Origin of the sequence: Corynebacterium drakensteinense (assembly GCF_041224285.1) — a bacterium.
Taxonomy (GTDB): domain Bacteria; phylum Actinomycetota; class Actinomycetes; order Mycobacteriales; family Mycobacteriaceae; genus Corynebacterium.
Genome location: NZ_JAXOFP010000004.1, coordinates 70,244 through 87,287, shown reverse-complemented (window position 1 = coordinate 87,287; position 17,044 = coordinate 70,244). Strand labels below are relative to the sequence as shown.

At 58.7% G+C, this 17,044-nt stretch carries 15 protein-coding genes and 1 pseudogene; 11 read left to right on the top strand and 5 right to left on the bottom strand.

Going from position 1 to position 17,044, the window contains the following annotated elements; translation table 11 throughout:
* The 3 genes from U1140_RS03790 to U1140_RS03780 form a co-directional block, all read right to left on the bottom strand.
* Window positions 1-1,179 carry an acetyl-CoA C-acyltransferase gene (locus tag U1140_RS03790; protein ID WP_369846171.1) on the bottom strand — a complete coding sequence of 393 codons (1,179 nt, stop codon included), beginning with the start codon at window positions 1,177-1,179 and terminating at the stop codon, window positions 1-3.
* 130 nt (window positions 1,180-1,309) lie between these two features.
* Window positions 1,310-1,972 (bottom strand): TIGR03089 family protein, encoded by a 663-nt coding sequence (locus U1140_RS03785; RefSeq protein WP_369846169.1) that lies wholly within the window; start codon window positions 1,970-1,972, stop codon window positions 1,310-1,312.
* Between the two features lie 41 nt (window positions 1,973-2,013).
* Window positions 2,014-3,630: an LCP family protein gene (locus tag U1140_RS03780; RefSeq protein ID WP_369846167.1), complete on the bottom strand. Its 1,617-nt coding sequence runs from the start codon at window positions 3,628-3,630 to the stop codon at window positions 2,014-2,016.
* A gap of 149 nt (window positions 3,631-3,779) precedes the next feature.
* On the opposite strand from U1140_RS03780, the gene U1140_RS03775 reads away from it, so the two are divergent.
* From U1140_RS03775 to U1140_RS03765, 3 genes are all read left to right on the top strand, one after another.
* On the top strand, window positions 3,780-4,625 hold the full coding sequence (locus U1140_RS03775; protein ID WP_465246419.1) for a glycosyltransferase family 2 protein: 846 nt from the start codon (window positions 3,780-3,782) through the stop codon (window positions 4,623-4,625).
* Between the two features lie 124 nt (window positions 4,626-4,749).
* Window positions 4,750-5,820 carry a mannose-1-phosphate guanylyltransferase gene (gene manB, locus U1140_RS03770; RefSeq protein WP_369846165.1) on the top strand — a complete coding sequence of 357 codons (1,071 nt, stop codon included), beginning with the start codon at window positions 4,750-4,752 and terminating at the stop codon, window positions 5,818-5,820.
* A gap of 225 nt (window positions 5,821-6,045) precedes the next feature.
* Entirely contained in the window at window positions 6,046-6,342 is a 297-nt protein-coding gene (locus U1140_RS03765) for a WhiB family transcriptional regulator (RefSeq protein WP_027017995.1), read from the top strand.
* A gap of 7 nt (window positions 6,343-6,349) precedes the next feature.
* On the opposite strand, the gene U1140_RS03760 is transcribed toward U1140_RS03765, so the two are convergent.
* Window positions 6,350-6,823 carry a metallopeptidase family protein gene (locus U1140_RS03760; RefSeq protein ID WP_369846163.1) on the bottom strand — a complete coding sequence of 158 codons (474 nt, stop codon included), beginning with the start codon at window positions 6,821-6,823 and terminating at the stop codon, window positions 6,350-6,352.
* Window positions 6,824-6,946: 123 nt separating this feature from the next.
* On the opposite strand from U1140_RS03760, the pseudogene U1140_RS03755 reads away from it, so the two are divergent.
* From U1140_RS03755 to manA, 3 genes and pseudogenes are all read left to right on the top strand, one after another.
* Window positions 6,947-7,378, top strand: a pseudogene (locus U1140_RS03755) (DUF3499 domain-containing protein); the annotation flags it as partial.
* A 331-nt stretch (window positions 7,379-7,709) separates the two neighbouring features.
* A complete protein-coding gene (locus U1140_RS03750; RefSeq protein ID WP_369846161.1) occupies window positions 7,710-9,116 on the top strand; it encodes a phosphomannomutase/phosphoglucomutase in 1,407 nt (468 codons plus the stop codon).
* A gap of 53 nt (window positions 9,117-9,169) precedes the next feature.
* Window positions 9,170-10,474 carry a mannose-6-phosphate isomerase, class I gene (manA, locus tag U1140_RS03745; RefSeq protein WP_369846160.1) on the top strand — a complete coding sequence of 435 codons (1,305 nt, stop codon included), beginning with the start codon at window positions 9,170-9,172 and terminating at the stop codon, window positions 10,472-10,474.
* Here the strand turns inward: manA and U1140_RS03740 are convergent.
* Window positions 10,458-11,501: a hypothetical protein gene (locus U1140_RS03740; protein ID WP_369846158.1), complete on the bottom strand. Its 1,044-nt coding sequence runs from the start codon at window positions 11,499-11,501 to the stop codon at window positions 10,458-10,460. The genes manA and U1140_RS03740 overlap by 17 nt on opposite strands.
* 178 nt (window positions 11,502-11,679) lie before the next feature.
* On the opposite strand from U1140_RS03740, the gene U1140_RS03735 reads away from it, so the two are divergent.
* The 5 genes from U1140_RS03735 (at window position 11,680) to lpqB (ending at window position 17,033) form a co-directional block, all read left to right on the top strand.
* Window positions 11,680-12,030 carry a DUF4259 domain-containing protein gene (locus U1140_RS03735; RefSeq protein WP_369846157.1) on the top strand — a complete coding sequence of 117 codons (351 nt, stop codon included), beginning with the start codon at window positions 11,680-11,682 and terminating at the stop codon, window positions 12,028-12,030.
* A gap of 22 nt (window positions 12,031-12,052) precedes the next feature.
* A complete protein-coding gene (locus U1140_RS03730; RefSeq protein WP_369846155.1) occupies window positions 12,053-12,715 on the top strand; it encodes a dTMP kinase in 663 nt (220 codons plus the stop codon).
* Window positions 12,716-12,723: 8 nt separating this feature from the next.
* Window positions 12,724-13,428, top strand: a complete 705-nt coding sequence (gene mtrA / locus U1140_RS03725; RefSeq protein WP_369846153.1) for an MtrAB system response regulator MtrA — start codon at window positions 12,724-12,726, stop codon at window positions 13,426-13,428.
* A 148-nt stretch (window positions 13,429-13,576) separates the two neighbouring features.
* Entirely contained in the window at window positions 13,577-15,223 is a 1,647-nt protein-coding gene (gene mtrB, locus U1140_RS03720) for an MtrAB system histidine kinase MtrB (RefSeq protein WP_369846275.1), read from the top strand.
* A complete protein-coding gene (gene lpqB, locus U1140_RS03715; protein WP_369846151.1) occupies window positions 15,207-17,033 on the top strand; it encodes an MtrAB system accessory lipoprotein LpqB in 1,827 nt (608 codons plus the stop codon). The genes mtrB and lpqB overlap by 17 nt, the downstream gene beginning before the upstream one ends.
* The last annotated feature ends 11 nt before the right edge of the window (window positions 17,034-17,044 follow it).

Here is a 17,044-nt window from a genome sequence, read left to right as displayed (position 1 = left end):
TTATACAGCCTCCACAATCAGTGCGATTCCTTGTCCGCCACCAATACACATGGTGACCAGACCGTACTTCTTACCGGTGGCACGCAAGTGGTGCAGTACCTTGACCGTCAAAATGGCGCCGGATGCTCCCACTGGGTGTCCGTGGGCTACCGCACCACCGTGTACGTTGGTCTTTTCTGGGTCGAAGCCCAACTCATCCTGCACAGCAATGGCCTGGGCAGCGAATGCCTCGTTGGATTCGATGAGATCGATATCGTCCAAGCTCAGGCCGGCCTTCTTCAGCGCCTTCGGCACAGCAACGATTGGCCCCAGGCCCATCTTGGTGGGGTCCACGCCGCCGATGCCCCACGAGACCACGCGGCCCAGTGGGTTGGAACCGTGCTGGTTCAGTGCGGATTCGGTGCCCAGCAGCAAAGCTGCTGCGCCGTCGTTGATGCCAGAGGAGTTACCGGCAGTGACAGTGCCGTCTTTTTGGAAAGCTGGCTTGAGCTTAGCCAGCGCCTCTGGGGTGGTTTCGCGAACGTGTTCGTCGAAGTCGAAAGTGACCTCGCCCTGCCGGGTTTGCAGGGTAACCGGCACGATTTCTTCTTTGTGCACGCCGTTTTCACGAGCAGCAGCGGCGCGGCGCTGTGATTCTGCAGCGAATTTATCTTGGCGTTCCCGCGAGATCCCGTAGGCTTGCGCGACGTTTTCTGCGGTCACACCCATGTGGCCGGTGCCGAATGGGCACGCAAGTGTTCCCAACAACCAGTCTTCCAGCACGCCATCGCCCATCTTCAATCCTCCGCGGCGCATACCCTTGACGGAATATGGTGCGGAGCTCATGTGTTCGACACCCGCGGCGAGCGCGAGCTCGGCATCACCACTCAAGAGCTGCTGGCTAGCCGAGACGATGGCTTGCGCACCGGAACCGCACAGACGGTTGACGTTGAAAGCGATGGATGAATCCTGCAGGCCGGAATTGATACCGATTTTCCGCGACAAGTAGGCGTCGGAAGGGGTGGTAGGAACTACGTTTCCGGCAACGACGGATTCAATAGCTGCAGGGTCGACACCCGCGCGCGAAATTGCTTCTTTCGCGGCAATGGTGCCCATTTCGGTAGGAGAGAGTTTGGCGAGTGAGCCCTGGTTTTTTCCGATAGGAAGGCGGGCTGCACTGGCAATATAGATCTCTGACATGAGACTCCTTGCGGGTTGAAACAACGTTTTACGAATGATTATTCGTTATGCAACGTAGTCTATGTCACAAATCAGGTTTCGGCAATGATCTCACGGGCGAGGCCCGCTGCAACCTGGCCGGGGGAAACTGCTAGTCCCGGGCGGTGATCTTTTCATTATCTGCGATCTCAGCCAGCCGATCAGTATCGACCATGCCAGCCACCACCACCGCCGAGCCGCCACCGGCAAGTGGTGAAAGCACTTGCCGCGAAAACGATGCCCAGTCGGTCCACCCGGTCGACAGCACGCGGAGCTTGTCTGGGGTTGCCGCCACCAATTCCTCCAATGGCCGGGTCTGGCCAGGGTAGAAATCGCCATAAAAGCGCACCGTGGGACCAAAATCGATGGCGCCTGCGGGGACTTGTTCGCCGAGTTCTTCGACACCACGACCGAACGGATCTGTGGTTACGACGACAACATCGCCGTGCCCGGCGTATTCATCGGCTTTGTCCGTAGTGGTGAAAAAGACCACTGGTTTATCGGCGTTGGCGTCGTCGGTGGCAAAACGCACCGTTACACCGGCGGCCAGTGCGCCCAGGGCGATCATGGCGGTTTGCCACGAGACTGGGAGATCGCACAGGATCACCGAATCGTCGTCAAGATCCAATTCTTCGCGCAAGAAATTTGCCACCTTGGATGCCCAGTTCTCGGTGGTCTGGGCGGAGAAATCCATGCGGGTGCCGTCGGATTCGTTGTAGACGGTCAGCCGGGGGCTTGCGGGATCATCGGCAAGCAAATGAGACAACATATCCATGGGCCCCATCCTAGGGATTGCGCTGGTGGCCTGCAGCGCAACTAATGCACGCAGCGCGGACCGTCGCCGCCAGCATCGATTTCTGGGGCATCGACAACGCTGCCGAAGTCCTCACCGACGGCCGCCGAAGCATCATCCTCACCGAGTTTTTCTTCATTCAGCGGGCCGTTGTAATCAGGAGCGACCACGACGACGATGGAATCTGGTTCCAAGTTTGCGTTTGCCGTTACCGTCTCGATTCCCAACTGCTCAGCCAGCGCCTGGGCGCGGGGATCGTTGGCATCGGCGGCGACGATTTGCGAGGTGGAATAGATGCCTTCGTTGGCATTGGACACATCCATGACGGTATAGCCGTGCTCATCCAGCCAGGCTCCGACTCCTGCTGCGGTACCGGTCGGAGCCTGCGCATTCAAGATATGAAGCTGGGCGCCTTCAGCGACCATCTCCACGAGCTTTTCGCCATCTGCATCGCCAGCAGCAGGCTGGTCACCGTCGCTGCCGGAGTCAGCGTCGTTAGCGCTGTCGCTGGCACCGTCGCCCTCACCGGAGTCGGCGTCGGCAAGCAAATGATCCATGAAAGCATGCACCTGCTCTTCATCTACGGTGACGACGGATTCGCCATGATCGCCAATTCCGTCAATAGCAGTCACGGGGATGGTGGTAAACGTGACGTTGCCGCCCGCCAAGTTAGACAGCTGGGTGGCAAAGCTCATGACATCCCAGTCCTCGTCGATGATCACCGAGCGCTCCACCGCGTTGGAGATCTTGTTGAGCGTTGATGGGTTAGTCAAGGTTCCGGTCTCCAAGACCTTGTTCACCAGCGATGCCATGAACGCTTGCTGGCGCACGATGCGATCCAGGTCGCCGCGTGGCAGGCCGTAGCGCTGACGCACAAATGCCAAGGCATCGCGTCCATCGAGAGTCGACACACCGGCGGGGAAATTCGCGCCAGACATCGGATCGTCGACCGCGTCTTGCAAGCACACATCCACACCACCGACAGCGTCGGTCAGCAACACGAACCCCAGCAGGCCGACTTCGGCGTAGTGATCGACTTCGATGCCGGTAAGACCCGCGACCGCAGAGACCAGCCCAGATCGTCCGGCTTCCATCGCAGCTCGCTCGTCGCTAGGTTCTGCGGACTGCGCTGCCTGCTCTTCAAAAGCAGCTTTGTGGGCGCTATACACGCCGTTGAGCTTCATGTTGCCGAATTCGTCGTCATGCACATAGGTATCGCGCGGCAAAGAAATCGCGGTGGCTTGTGAACCGTCGTTTGGCACGCGGATCAACATCATCGTGTCGGTGTTGTCCTCGCCAGCAAATTCACCGGCGTTCAGGTGCTCAAGTTCCTCGCGGCTGAGCTCGTTGCCGTGCGCGTCGGTGCGCGAATCCGAACCGACCAGCAAAATGTCCACGGCCCCATCGGGTGCCTGATCGCCGGAGCCTTGCGAAGTCTCACTCAACCCCAGGTTGCCGGCAGAAGCCAGGCTGGAACCAACACGGCCGACCGTCCAATAACCCATTGCAGTGACCAGCAGGGTCAGCACCGAAAGTAGGGTGACGATGATCTTGAGCCCTCCAGGGCCACGCTGTTTGAGCGCAGAGCGGGAACTCGGGGCGGGCTGAATCTCTCGAATGGAGCGATTACGGTCATTCACGCTGTTCAAGCTTAGGGCATAACCGCCGTTTTTCGGTTACCATAAGCGCTATTGTGTCTGAGCAAACTTCTAAACCAGCTTCCAAACCAGCTTCTACACCGACCCCCGCGCATGATCAGCACCAGCACCAGCGTCTGCCGGTGATCACGGTGACCTATTCGCCGGGTGATCACCTACGTGCACTGTTGGAATCCTTGCCTGCTGCCACCACGCGTCGTCTCGCGGTGGTGCTTGCCGATAACGGCTCGACCGACTCTGCCCCGCAACAGGCGGCGGAAAACTACGACAACGTCGCGTTCGTTCCCACCGGCGGCAACTTGGGCTATGGCGCTGGAATGAACGTTGGGCTCAAAGCAGCAGACTCGGTGTGGGATAACGACGAGCTTGCCGACGATTTCGTGCTGCTAACCAACCCCGATGTGGTCTTCCACGACGGCGCTATCGACGCCTTGCTGGACTGTGCAGCCCGCCACCCGAATGCAGCGGCTGTGGGCCCGCGCATTATCGATACCGGCGGCAGCACCTATCCTTCGGCCCGTGCTTTGCCCTCGCTTGTCGACGGCATCGGCCACGCTATTTTCGCTGATCTGTGGCCATCCAACCCGTGGTCTGCGCGCTACCGCCAGGGCCAGGACATGGAAACCGAGCGCGAAGCCGGGTGGCTGTCTGGCTCGTGCCTTCTGGTGCGCCGCCAGGCGTTTGCCCGCGTCGGCGGGTTCGATGAGCGCTATTTCATGTATTTCGAAGACACTGATCTCGGCGACCGATTCACGCGCGCGGGCTATAGCAATATTTATTGCCCAGATGCGCATATCAGCCACGCGCAAGGGCACTCCACCGAAGCAGAGTCCGTTTCGGCGACGATGTTGCGCGTGCACCATGAGTCTGCCGCGCGCTATCTGTGTGACCGGTTGCCGCGCTGGTATCAGGCCCCTGTGCGTTGGGTGTTGCGCGCCGGGCTGGGGGTGCGGGCCAAACTGCTGACGCGCAGCTAGGTGGGCGCGGCGACGCCGGCGAGCACGCCGAGCACGCCGAGCACACTGAGATGATCTGCGATGATCCGTTTCGGTCCCGGTGTGTAAACCCGGATTGGGGGTGTTGAACAGTTATATTGCCCCCATGAGCAATACCGACGCCGTGATTCTGGTCGGCGGCCGCGGCACCCGCCTGCGCCCGTTGACCATCAATACGCCGAAGCCGATGCTGCCGACTGCCGGGTATCCCTTCCTGCAGCATTTATTAGCTCGCATCAAGGCTGCTGGCATCGAGCACGTGATTTTGTCGACGTCATTCCGTGCAGAAGTTTTTGAAGAATACTTCGGAGATGGCTCGGAGCTGGGCCTGGAAATTGAGTACGTCGTCGAGGAAGAGGCCCTTGGCACCGGCGGCGGTATCCGCAACGTCTATGACAAGCTGCGTAACGATAACGCCATGGTTTTCAACGGTGACGTGTTGGCGGCGACAGACTTGCGCGGCATTTTGCGCACGCATGAAGAAAAATCCGCGGACCTGACCATGCACCTGGTGCGCGTGGCCGATCCGCGTGCGTTCGGTTGCGTGCCCACTGATGCGGATGGGCAGGTCACCGCGTTCATGGAAAAGACTGAAGATCCGCCGACTGATCAGATCAACGCGGGTTGTTACGTGTTTAAAAAAGACCTGATCGCCTCGATCCCGGCGGGGCGCAATGTCTCGGTGGAACGCGAGACGTTTCCGCGGCTTCTCGACGAAGGACGCAAGCTGGTCGGCCACGTTGATGCAGCGTATTGGCGCGATATGGGGCGCCCAGATGATTTCGTGCAAGGATCATCAGACTTAGTACGCGGCATCGTTGGCTCGCCGCTGCTGGAAGGCCAGACTGGCGAATCATTGGTGGATGCTACCGCAGGAGTTGCCGGGGGAGTGCTGCTGTTGGGCGGGACCACCGTGGGTCGTGGGGTGGAAATCGGAGGCGGTTGCCGCATCGATTCCTCGGTGATTTTTGCCGGGGTCACCATCGAGCCGGGCGCGCGGATTCGGAATTCGATTATCGCGGATGGGGCCCATATTGGTGCCAATGCGATTATTGACGGCTGCGTGATCGGTGAGGGCGCACAGATTGGCGCCCGCTGCGAGTTCGCTCCAGGCATGCGGGTGTGGCCGGGAGTCAACATTCCGGATACCGGCATCCGCTTTAGCTCGGACGCGTAGCGACACGCGGAATAGTCTTCCCGACACGCCATACCCCTATATGTAGTACCCCTGTTGGACGCCCCCGTAAACGACATTCTGTTACTGCTGTGACTGATGTTGTCTAGTGCTGGGGTTTTTGCTTGGTTTCGGCTCCGATAGGGGAATCTGGGTTGACGATATTTAGTGTCGCGTTGTCTAATCTCTTGAAGTATATGAACGACAACTACGGAGAAAGGACACGGCGTGGACGATATGGCTAAAAACGCCATTCTCCGTGGCGGCGCGGCTGCACTATCGATTGAAGAACTCTTCGGTGCGGTTGAACAAGAGTGGCAAGACCAGGCCCTGTGCGCGCAGACGGACCCGGAAGCATTCTTCCCGGAAAAGGGTGGTTCTACCCGCGAAGCAAAACGTATCTGCCAGGCTTGCCCTGTGCGTGATGAATGTTTGGAATTCGCGTTGGAACACGATGAGCGCTTCGGTATCTGGGGTGGCTTGTCTGATCGTGAACGGCGCCGCCTCAAGCGCGATATCGGCTAGCGATCGGCTAATCCGCCCAGGGATAACGCGCGTCCACATCCCGTGGGTCGAGGTTGAGATAAGTAGCGACCAGTACGGTCAAGATTTCTTGTAGTAGCTGCCGTCGCTGCTCGCTGTTGGCTGCGCGCTGCTCAATTGGCTTACGGAACAACACGATGCGAGCCCGCGTCGGCTGCCCGTGTGCATCGATTCCGGGTTGCAATACCCGCCCAAGTGGTACGGGACCATCGCTGAAAATCTCGTCGTCGACAAGCGCTAAATTCGAACCGACATTCATACGCGGTACGGTATCGACGGCGAGATCTAGGGACTCGAGTTGCGGGGCGAACGCTTGGTGGATGGAGCTGAAAGCATCCAGCGCTGCCATATCGAATTGCTGGCTGCGGGAACGAAACCGCGGAGTTTGCTGCGGCAACAACACCCCGCGTAAGCCGCGGCCATGGCGGTTACGTCGTGGGGATAATCGCGCGCTTTCACTCATGGGATCAGCTTAGAACTCGTCAGCGAAAATCCGCGTTGCGCCACGCCGCGTGTTGCGCCGACCGCCGGACGTGGCATGCGTGAAACATTGTTAAACCTGGAGCTAGTCTTTAAACTTATTCTCGTGAATCAGATTCGTCGCTGCTCCCGTCCTGGCTGTGGTCAGCCTGCGCTGTCAACCCTGACGTATGCGTATGCCGAATCCACCGCGGTGGTTGGCCCACTGACTTCCCAGCCTGACCCGCACAGTTGGGATTTGTGCCAGAAGCACTCCGAAAAGATTACGGCCCCGGTGGGCTGGGAAATCGTGCGCGTGGGTGATGTCGATATCGACGACGAAGACTTGGTTGCTCTTGCCGCTGCGGTGCGGGAAAACGGGCGCGTGACCAGCGGGCTTGTCGATGATGCTGATGCAAGCCCCGTCGCACACACCTCGGCTTTTGCCGATGCAGCTGACCCGGAGCGCTCCAACCACCCCGTGCACCGCGTCCCGCGCGTGTACGAGGAAAAACAGCAGCGGCGCGCACACTTGCAGGTGGTGCCTGACGACGACAACACGCCAGCCCCTGCCGAGTCAGTGAGCGTGAATGGCAGCCGCCATGCCGTGGGCCCGCAGAAAACCGCAGAGCCGGAACCAGAGCAATCGAATGATCCGGTGGATTCGATGTTGGAAGAGCTGCGCGAAGGCTCTGTGAGCGATTTTGAATCGTTGTGGCCGGAAGATCGCCCCGAAGAATAACTCGATAACTAGATAACTAAGGCTCCAGGCCCGGTGCAGCGTAACTTGCTGCCTGCTTCCCGTTAACTACCTGTCAAAGAGCGGTGGGAATGTTTGCGTCTGTGTACTCATCGGCGTGTAGACAGCCGTGCCCGTTAGAATGGCGGTTATGTATTCTGCTCAGTTCCTCAGCTCTGTTATCAAGGCATATGATATCCGCGGTTTGGTGGATTCCCAGATCACGGCCAGCTTCGTTCGCAACGTCGGGCGCGCCTTCGCAGACTTCCTGAAAAACCACGGCAGTGAGACCCGCGTCGCTGTGGGGCACGATATGCGCCCGTCATCGCCGGAATTAGCAGCGGCGTTTTCCGCAGGCGTGGCAGAATCCGGCCTGGATGTCGTTGCTGTGGGCCTGGTATCTACCGATGAGCTGTATTTCGCGGCTGGTGAGCTGGATTGCGCCGGTGCCATGTTCACCGCATCGCACAACCCCGCAGCCTATAACGGCATCAAGCTGTGTCGCGCGGGTGCGAAACCCGTTGGGCAAGACACAGGGCTCGGCGAAATCGCCGAATACTTGGCGCAGCTTTCCGATGACGGCGCAGAGCCTGCCGACGGCGGCGCTCACACGGAACGCGCAGCTAATACTTCGGGTGAGATTGCAGAACGCGAGATTTTGCCCGATTATGCCAATTACCTCAACGAGCTGGTACCGCTGTCTTCCGCACGCCGCTTAGTGGTGGCTGTTGATGCAGCTAACGGCATGGCCGGGCACACCGTGCCGGCGGTATTCCGTGACCTGCCACTTGAGATCCGCACGCTGTATTTCGACCTCGACGGCACCTTCCCCAACCACGAGGCCAACCCGCTGGATCCGAAAAACCTCGTTGATCTGCAGCGTTTTACCGTAGAACAAGGAGCCGATGTGGGGCTGGCATTCGACGGTGATGCTGACCGCGTCTTTTTGGTGGATGAAAAAGGCGACCCTGTTTCCCCGTCTGCGATCTGCGCGCTCATCGCAGAACGAATGCTGCAGCGCTACCCAGGGGCAACGATCATTCACAATTTGATCACTTCGCAGATGGTGCCGGAATTGGTGGAAAAATCCGGTGGTACTGCAGTGCGCACCAAGGTCGGCCACTCGTTCATCAAGGCGAAAATGGCGGAACACGAAGCAGTTTTCGGTGGTGAGCACTCCGCGCATTACTACTTCAGCGAATTCTTCAACGCCGATTCCGGCATGTTGGCGGCGTTGCACATGTTGGCAGCTTTGGCAGAGTTCGATGGAACGTTATCGGAGCTGATGGCGTCGTATCAGCACTATGCCGCCTCGGGCGAGATCAACTTCACCGTTTCTGACCAAGCCGCCGCGCAGGAAAAAGTTCGCGCTGGCTTTGCGGAGCGGGCAGCACACATCGACGAGCTGGATGGCATGACCGTGCAGCTGGCGAATAGCACCGCGTGGTTTAACCTGCGTGCATCGAATACGGAGCCGTTGTTGCGGTTGAATGTGGAGGCAGAAACGGCAGAAGACGTCGCAGAGCTTGTCGACGAAATCTCGGCGCTTGTATCTTAGCGATCGTTGAAGGTGCAATCCCATTGTCCCAGTTAAAGGATAATTTTCTTTATATGCAGCCTCTGTATCCGGCGATTCGCCACTACCCGTGGGGTTCGACGACGCTGATTCCCAAACTCGCAGGCCAGCCCGTCACTGGTGAACACGTCGCCGAGCTGTGGTTCGGAGCTCACCCGGCTGCCCCTGCACATCTGGCAGCGCCAGAGGGCGGGACCACCAGTCTGGATCAGGTTATCGCCGTGGACCCGGAATACCAGTTGGGCGCTCGGGTGGAGCAGAGTGCGGATTCGCGCTTGCCGTTTATGTTGAAGCTGCTGGCTGCCGATGAGCCGTTGTCATTACAGGCTCATCCATCGAAGGCAGCAGCAGAAGAAGGCTTTGCGCGGGAAAACGCGGCTGGCCTGGCTTTGGATGATCCGCAGCGTAATTACAAAGATGCTAACCACAAACCAGAACTCATCGTTGCCCTCACCCCGTTTCGGGCGCTAGCTGGGTTTCGTTCTATTGCCGATACACAGCGGCTTTTCGATGCCCTGGATTGTGCACAGCTGCAGCCATACGCGCAGATGCTGGCGGTTGACGATACCGAATCGGCGCGCCTGCACAAGCTGTTTCGCCGGTGGGTAACGCTTGACGACGATGAACGCGCCGCGTTGATTACGGCGATCGTCGACAAGTCACAAGCGGTCATCGCTGGTGCTACCGGGCTGCCGGCCTGGATGCTGGATAGTCTGCACACAGTGGTGGATTTGCAGCGCCGTTATCCCGGCGATACTGGTGTGCTGGGCGCGTTGCTGCTGCATCATGTGTCTTTGGATCCGGGGCAGGCGCTGTGCCTGGAAGCAGGCCAACTACACGCCTATCTAGCAGGCATGGGCGTCGAGATTATGGCCAATTCCGATAACGTATTGCGCGGTGGATTGACCGCGAAGCACGTCGATGTGCCCGAGCTTCTTTCTGTGTTGGAATTTTCTAGTGTTGCCAATCCCGTGGTGCACGCTGAACAAACCCAGCCGGGGCGGTATCGCTATCCTTCGCACGCTGCAGAATTTGTTTTGGAACGAGTAGAGCTGGATTCTGCGCAGCCCCAGGTACGCATCAGCCATGATGGCCCGGTGGTTGTGCTGGTCACGCGCGGTCAGGTGCAGGCAAGTGCAGGCAGCGCGCAGATGCTAGCTGCCGCTGAAGCAGTGTGGCTGCCAGCCGGCGATGGACCCTGTGAATTCAGCCTTGCGGCTAACGTCGGTGCTGGCGCTGGCCGCGGTGCTGCTGATACTGGCGCAGGAGCTGGTGTAAGCGCTGATAACAGCGCGCCGTACGCTGCGGGAACAGCCGAACTTTTTATCGCTCGGGCGTAACCAGCGAGTTCAGCGTAGAGCTCGATAGAGCACCCGAGGCACTTGAGCCTTCTAATGCGTCGTTCATCGTCTGGTGGATACGCTGTTCAATCTCGTGTAACGCAGCGTCAAATGGGTTGCTCGACTGCGGCGCAGCTTCGTGTTGTTGTTCGTTACCAGCGTTGGTCTCTGGACTGGCCGCGCCGTTCTGGCCATTGGCTTGTCCCGAGTTTCCCGCAGGTTCATTATTCTGCTGGTTCCCGGTATTCGGTGACAGCTGTGGCGCCTGGGGGAGATTATCTTGTGCCAGCCCAGCGATATCAAGGGTTTCGTTGAGCAGCGGCTGCGGGTCCAGGTCTGGCAGCTCCTCGGCGAGGGCAGGAAGGCCGCCCTGCGGAACAATCGGATTTTGACCGGGGCTGCGGTTGCGAGTGCCGTCGGCAGGAGAGTTTTCGGTGCTCTCAGTGGTGGAACGCGGGGCATTGCCTTGCGCATTATTCCGCGGCATATTCAGTGCGTTGGGCGCAGGTTCTGCGATGACAATGGAATTATCTGACTCATCGCGCACCTGTGGCTCTAGGTCAGCCCGGAGCCCTTCGAAGCCTCGTGGGCGGTAAACCACTGTGGGAACCACTGGTTCTCGATCTTCCTGCAGAACTGCGTGCGGTGGAAGGTAGGGATCAGCGGCATCGATCTGCGCACGTCGTGAATTTTTCGCGCCCTGTGGGGGTGAAGCTTGTGCCTCGGCGTCGGGAAGAGCTTGTGGCGTGAGCGTGTGCGTGGGGTCAAAGCCTGGTGCCGAGCTGCCCTGGCTTGCGCGTGGGTTCTGCTGCGCGGCGTTCGTATCCTGCGCTTGCGTGGATTCTACTGGCGCAGATTCCGTGAGCGTTGTGGTTGCCGTTTGCGTGTGCCCGGCTTGGTTGACCTGTGAGGCCGTCGTGGAAAAGTGCGCCGATTCAGAAATCTGCCATACGCCAAGGCCAATTGCACCCGCAAGCAGGAAGCCGCTACTGATAAAAGCGACAGCTCTGCGGGTTTCGTGGCTCATGGGGCGCTAGCCTTTCGCGTTGATTGCAACTTGATAACAAACCCTAACAGTTTTGTTGCAATGTAGTAAGGGTGTGGAGTCAAAAGCGCAATAGTGTGAGTCAGCTTATATAAATCCCGCTGGCACGCGTTATATGCCAAACTGGTTCAGCCGACACAGATGAAGACAGGAGCACACAGTGACATCTTGGGACGAAGCGATCTTTAGCGACGAAAACAATCAGGACTTTCTCGATGAGCTCGTAGACCTGGACGACGATGACATTGTCGAAGCCGTGCGCGACGCATGTTTGCTCGCAGCAAGTTCCGATGCCAACGACATCGAGCTTGGCAATGGCTACGTCGCGGCGACGATCGCCGCGATCTGGGCTGGGGCACCGTTTTCGGCTGGCGATGCCGTTGCCGAATACCCATATATTCGCGGTCTCGTCGGAACGCACGACGAACAACTTTCCGAGGCAGCTGCAGAGCTGTTGGGCGAAGTCGAAGAAGACTATGACCTGGACCCGTTTTTGGAAGCGCTATCGTAAAATTTTGTACTGAGGTCAATCAATGATCATTGCAATCGAAGGTATCGACGGCGCCGGCAAAAACACCACGGTGAAAAAGCTCACCAACCGTTATCGCCGGCGCGGTATCACCGTCGATGTGCTGGCTTTCCCGGATTATGACAATTCCATCCACGCCCAGCTCGCACGCGAGGCGCTGTATGGGCGCATGGGGGATCTCAGTGCTTCTGCTTACGCGATGGCCACGCTTTTTGCCCTCGATCGCGGTGCACGCCGCGAGCAGTTACTCGAATACGTCGACGGTGGCGCCCGCGCTGATGCCATATTGATTTTGGATCGCTATGTAGCCTCCAACGCGGCCTTCAGCTGGGCGCGCACCGGCGAGCAAGACGTCACTGACTGGGTTGCAGAGCTCGAATTCGGGCGGCTAGGTTTACCGCAACCAGATTTACAGATTCTGTTGGATGTCCCCGTCGGTATTGCTGCCTCGCGTGCACAAGCCCGTTCTGCGGCAGATAGCACCCGGCAGCGTGATCATTATGAGCGTGATGGGGAACTACAAGCCAACACCAATGCCGCTTATCATCGCCTCGCCCAGAGTAATTGGGCTGGCCAATGGCTAGTCAGCGCTGACCTAGATAAGATAATGGCAACGATTGACAAGCGCCGGGCTGAATTGGCTGGCTCAACCACTTCCGGAGGATAAACACGACGATGGCAGCAACCATTCTGGTAGTTGATGACGACCCAGCAATCTCCGAGATGCTGACAATCGTGCTGGAATCCGAAGGTTTTCAGCCCATCGCGGTCACCGATGGCAATGAGGCAGTACCGGCGTTCCGCGAGCACAATCCTGATCTGATCCTGCTCGACCTCATGCTTCCGGGAATGAATGGCGTGGATATCTGCCGTACCATTCGAGCGGAATCGCCTGTGCCGATCGTGATGTTGACGGCGAAAACCGACACCGTCGATGTCGTTTTGGGGCTGGAATCGGGGGCCGATGATTACATCACCAAACCCTTCAAACACAAAGAACTCATCGCGCGCATTCGCGCACGTCTGCGCCCGGCGGTAGACCCGCAGGTGCAGAAAACCGAGTCCGCGGAGATCATTGTTGTCGGCGATTTGCACATTGATGTCAGCGAACACACCGTCACCCGCGATGGGGTGGAGATTTCGTTAACCCCGTTGGAATTCGATCTGTTGCTGGAAATGTCTCGGAAACCCGGCCAGGTGCACACGCGCGAAGATCTGCTCTCCAAGGTGTGGGGTTATAAGCACGCCTCGGATACGCGTTTGGTTAACGTGCACGTGCAGCGTCTGCGTGCAAAGATCGAAAAAGACCCGGAAGATCCACAAATTGTACTCACGGTGCGCGGGGTGGGTTATAAAACGGGCAAAAAGCCTGCCGCTTAAGTCTTAGAAGACAGTGAAGGAGCCCGCCACATCCGTGTTTTCTGCTGCTAAACGCTTCCACCGCCTGCGCAACAGGTTGGTCGTATTTTGGCGTACCTCGTTGCAGGTGCGCCTGATCGGCTCGATTTTTGTTTCTTCGCTGATCGTCATGTTGTTGCTGGCTTTCGCGTTGATTTCAGTGATCACGCAGCGACTCGTTGATCAGAAACTTGACGTTGCCAACCAGGAGATTGATCGCGCGCGTTTTGCCGTCGAGCAGCAGATCAACGCCACTGGCTCTGCGAACAGCGTGCAGGTGCGCATCACCTCGGCGCGGGCATCTATTTCGCATTCCAGCAGCGATACCAGTGACTTTTCGACGGTGTATGACACCATCATCGTCGTTGACAACGGCGACGGCTCATTGACCACCGCGCCCGAAGGTTTCCGGGTACCAGCAGAGCTGCGCAGGTATGTCTCCGAAGGCCACGTTTCTTACCAGTTCACCCCAGTGGAACGTGCTGATGGCACCGTCTACGACGCGCTGTTGATCGGTTCGCCGACCGAATCGGATATCCCTGGTGCCCAGGTGTATTTGGCGTTGTCGATGGAATCTGAAGCCTCCACCATGGCGCTGTTGCGCGGATTATTGTCGACGGCCGGCGTTGTGGTGCTGGTGCTGCTGGTGGGGATCGCGTGGCTGGCAACGCAGCAGGTGATTTTGCCGATTCGTTCGGCCTCACGCACCGCACAACGCCTGGCCAGCGGGCATTTGCGCGAACGCATGGTCGTTGAAGGTGAAGACGAGATGGCGCGGCTGGCCGTGTCGTTTAATGACATGGCTGATAAGCTCGCCCGCCAGATTAATCAGCTTGAAGAATACGGAGACCTGCAGCGGCAATTTACCTCTGACGTTTCGCATGAGCTGCGTACACCTCTGACGACGGTGCGCATGGCAGCCGACATGATTGCTTCCGACGCGGATTCGCTCGGCCCGCAGACCAAGCGTGCCTCGGAATTGATGACCCGCGAGTTGGACAAATTCGAAGACTTGTTGGGCGACCTGTTGGAGATTTCGCGTCACGACGCCGGCGTTGCCGATTTGTCCGAAACCCAGATCGATGTGCGCTCAAGCGTGGAATCGGCCTGGAATCAGGTCAAGCACCTGGCACAAAAGCTCGATGTTACGGTGACTTTTTCCGGGCTTGACGACGCATTGGTGATCGCTGGGGATTCGCGCCGCATTGAACGCATTTTGCGTAATCTGCTGGCGAATGCCATCGATCACTCTGAGGGAAACCCCGTGCACGTGACCGCCGCGGCCAATGAACACGCGATTGCGGTGTTGGTGGCAGACCAGGGAGTGGGCCTGAAAGAAGGCCAAGAAGAGTTAGTTTTCAACCGCTTCTGGCGCGCTGATGTATCCCGCAAGCGCCATTCCGGCGGCACGGGTTTGGGCTTGGCGATCGCGCGCGAGGATGCCCAGTTGCACGGCGGAATTTTGGATGCTGCCGGTGAATTAGGCGTGGGGGCGAGCTTCCGCTTGGTGCTGCCGCGTAAACCACATGGTGACGTGGACCCGGCACCGCTGGAGCTATCGGTGGCCACTGACTTGGACGAGCCAAAACTGGAGGAGAAGGCGCTGGAGGAGCCAGAGCTGGACGAGTCGGCGCTGGAAGAGACCGCGCCAGCTGAGACCGCGCCAGCTGAGGCCGCGCCGGATGAGACCGCGCCCGAGTCGGAAGATTCGACCCCGCCGGAGGCAGACTCACAAAAGCGCAACACCCGAGCGGAGCGTGATGACGATGCGAAATAATCGCACACAAGACAAGCCACAGGCCGTCGGCAAGCATTCTTCGCGCTCGCAACGCCAGCTGAGCCCGCTGCTTCGTGGCAGCCTGGCAGTGGTCTGCGCCGGTAGCCTCAGTTTTGTGGTGGCGTGTAGCTCGCTGCCGCGGGATTCGGAACCACAGGCGCTGCGCCCTTTCGAGGCATCCGCAGACTTTGACGACGACATGAATATCGGCCCCACCGACGGCCAAGAACCGGATTTGTTGCTGCGTGAGTTTTATCGCGCCTCGGCAAGCCCGGAAGGTGATTATCGCGTCGCCAAGAAGTATTTGACCGAGAATGCGCAGGGGAATTGGCAGCCGCACAGCGACGATATGCTGATTGTGGATCGCATCGAATTCAACACTGCATCGGGTCCGTCAGATACCTCGACACGGAAATTTAATGTGCGCGGAACGGTCATCGGAAAGCTCCGCGATGGCGGTAAATACCAGCCGGAAGATGGCTTGTACGAAACCACCGTGGACATGGAGCTGGTCGATAACCAATGGCGCATTGCCACCCTGCCTTCCGGGGTAGTTATCGAGCGCAACGAGCTGCGCAACCAGTACCAGCCGCAGTCGTTGTATTTCTTTGATTCCACGGCGAGCGTGTTGGTCTCTGATCGGCGCTGGTTGTATTCGCAACAAGAATCCCTCGGTGCGAGCTTGGCAACTATGCTGGTCGAAGGCCCAAGTTCGCGATTGGCGCCCGCGTTGCAAGATGTGATGCCAGAGGATGCCGCATTCGTCGGCATCGATGAGGGGGTCTACAACTTTTCTGGAATGTCGTCGCTGAGTTCTGAGCAGCGGATGCAGTTTGCGGCCCAGCTGGTGTGGACGCTGGCGAATGCGTCGGTGCCAGGACCGTATTCGGTGCTCATCGACGATGTTCCGGTTGGTGATGGGTTAGAGACGTTGTCAACCGATGATTTCGCGGGACTGAATCCGAAGGCTTCGGCTAGTGGGGTCAGTCCGTTGTATGCGTTGGCGAATGGTTCTTTGGTGCGGGTTGCCTCTGATCAGCGGGTGCCGCTTGACGACGCTGCCGGGGCGCTGTCCGATGTGAGTGCGGCAGATATCGGCGTTGATGGCACGCTGGCGGTGGTCCGTTCGAAGAGTGCGGGGGCGGCCCAGCCAGCGCCGAGCGGTGAAGAATCGCAGTTGTACGTGGGCGAACTCGACGGCACCTTGGAACACGCATTGTCGAGCGAGTACATCACGCGCCCGACGTTGGAACGCACCGGTGGCGGCATTTGGGTTGCTACACAGGATAAACAGGTCGTCCGCGTCGTGCGCGCGACGAGTTCGGGTGAACTGACCACCAGTGGCGTGGATACCTCGGCCTTGGAAGATATCGATGGTGAGATTTCTGTGCTGCGACTTTCCAACAGCGGAGCAGTGGCGGCAATGATTATCGATGGGCATGTTTATACCGGGGTGGTGCAGCACACGACTTCTGGTGAGCGCAAGATCGTCAACGTCCACGAATTAGGGACTGAGATTGGTGGCACCGCGTTAAGCCTGGACTGGCAGCCGGATGGCTCACTGCTGGTGGGCACCTCGGCGGCGGATACTCCCGTTTGGCGCGTGGAACAAGACGGCTCGGCAGTATCGTCCCTGCCGTCAGGAAACGTGACTGCGCCGGTGGTTGCCGTGGCCGCTTCTGGTTCGACGATTTATATCACTGATGCGCATGCGACGCTGCAGCTCCCGGCGAGTGGCAGCGAGACGTCTTTCTGGCGCGAGGTTCCGGGCTTGCAGGGGCAGCGTTCGGTTCCACTGGTGGCGAACTAGTGATTGCTCGG

Coding starts and splice junctions, on each gene's coding strand:
- U1140_RS03790 (WP_369846171.1), bottom strand. CDS start 1,179: ATGTCAGAGATCTATATTGCCAGTGCAGCCCGCCTTCCTATCGGAAAA.
- U1140_RS03785 (WP_369846169.1), bottom strand. CDS start 1,972: ATGGATATGTTGTCTCATTTGCTTGCCGATGATCCCGCAAGCCCCCGG.
- manB (WP_369846165.1), top strand. CDS start 4,750: ATGAGCAATACCGACGCCGTGATTCTGGTCGGCGGCCGCGGCACCCGC.
- U1140_RS03760 (WP_369846163.1), bottom strand. CDS start 6,823: ATGAGTGAAAGCGCGCGATTATCCCCACGACGTAACCGCCATGGCCGC.
- U1140_RS03750 (WP_369846161.1), top strand. CDS start 7,710: ATGTATTCTGCTCAGTTCCTCAGCTCTGTTATCAAGGCATATGATATC.
- manA (WP_369846160.1), top strand. CDS start 9,170: ATGCAGCCTCTGTATCCGGCGATTCGCCACTACCCGTGGGGTTCGACG.
- U1140_RS03740 (WP_369846158.1), bottom strand. CDS start 11,501: ATGAGCCACGAAACCCGCAGAGCTGTCGCTTTTATCAGTAGCGGCTTC.
- U1140_RS03730 (WP_369846155.1), top strand. CDS start 12,053: ATGATCATTGCAATCGAAGGTATCGACGGCGCCGGCAAAAACACCACG.
- mtrA (WP_369846153.1), top strand. CDS start 12,724: ATGGCAGCAACCATTCTGGTAGTTGATGACGACCCAGCAATCTCCGAG.
- mtrB (WP_369846275.1), top strand. CDS start 13,577: ATGTTGTTGCTGGCTTTCGCGTTGATTTCAGTGATCACGCAGCGACTC.
- lpqB (WP_369846151.1), top strand. CDS start 15,207: ATGACGATGCGAAATAATCGCACACAAGACAAGCCACAGGCCGTCGGC.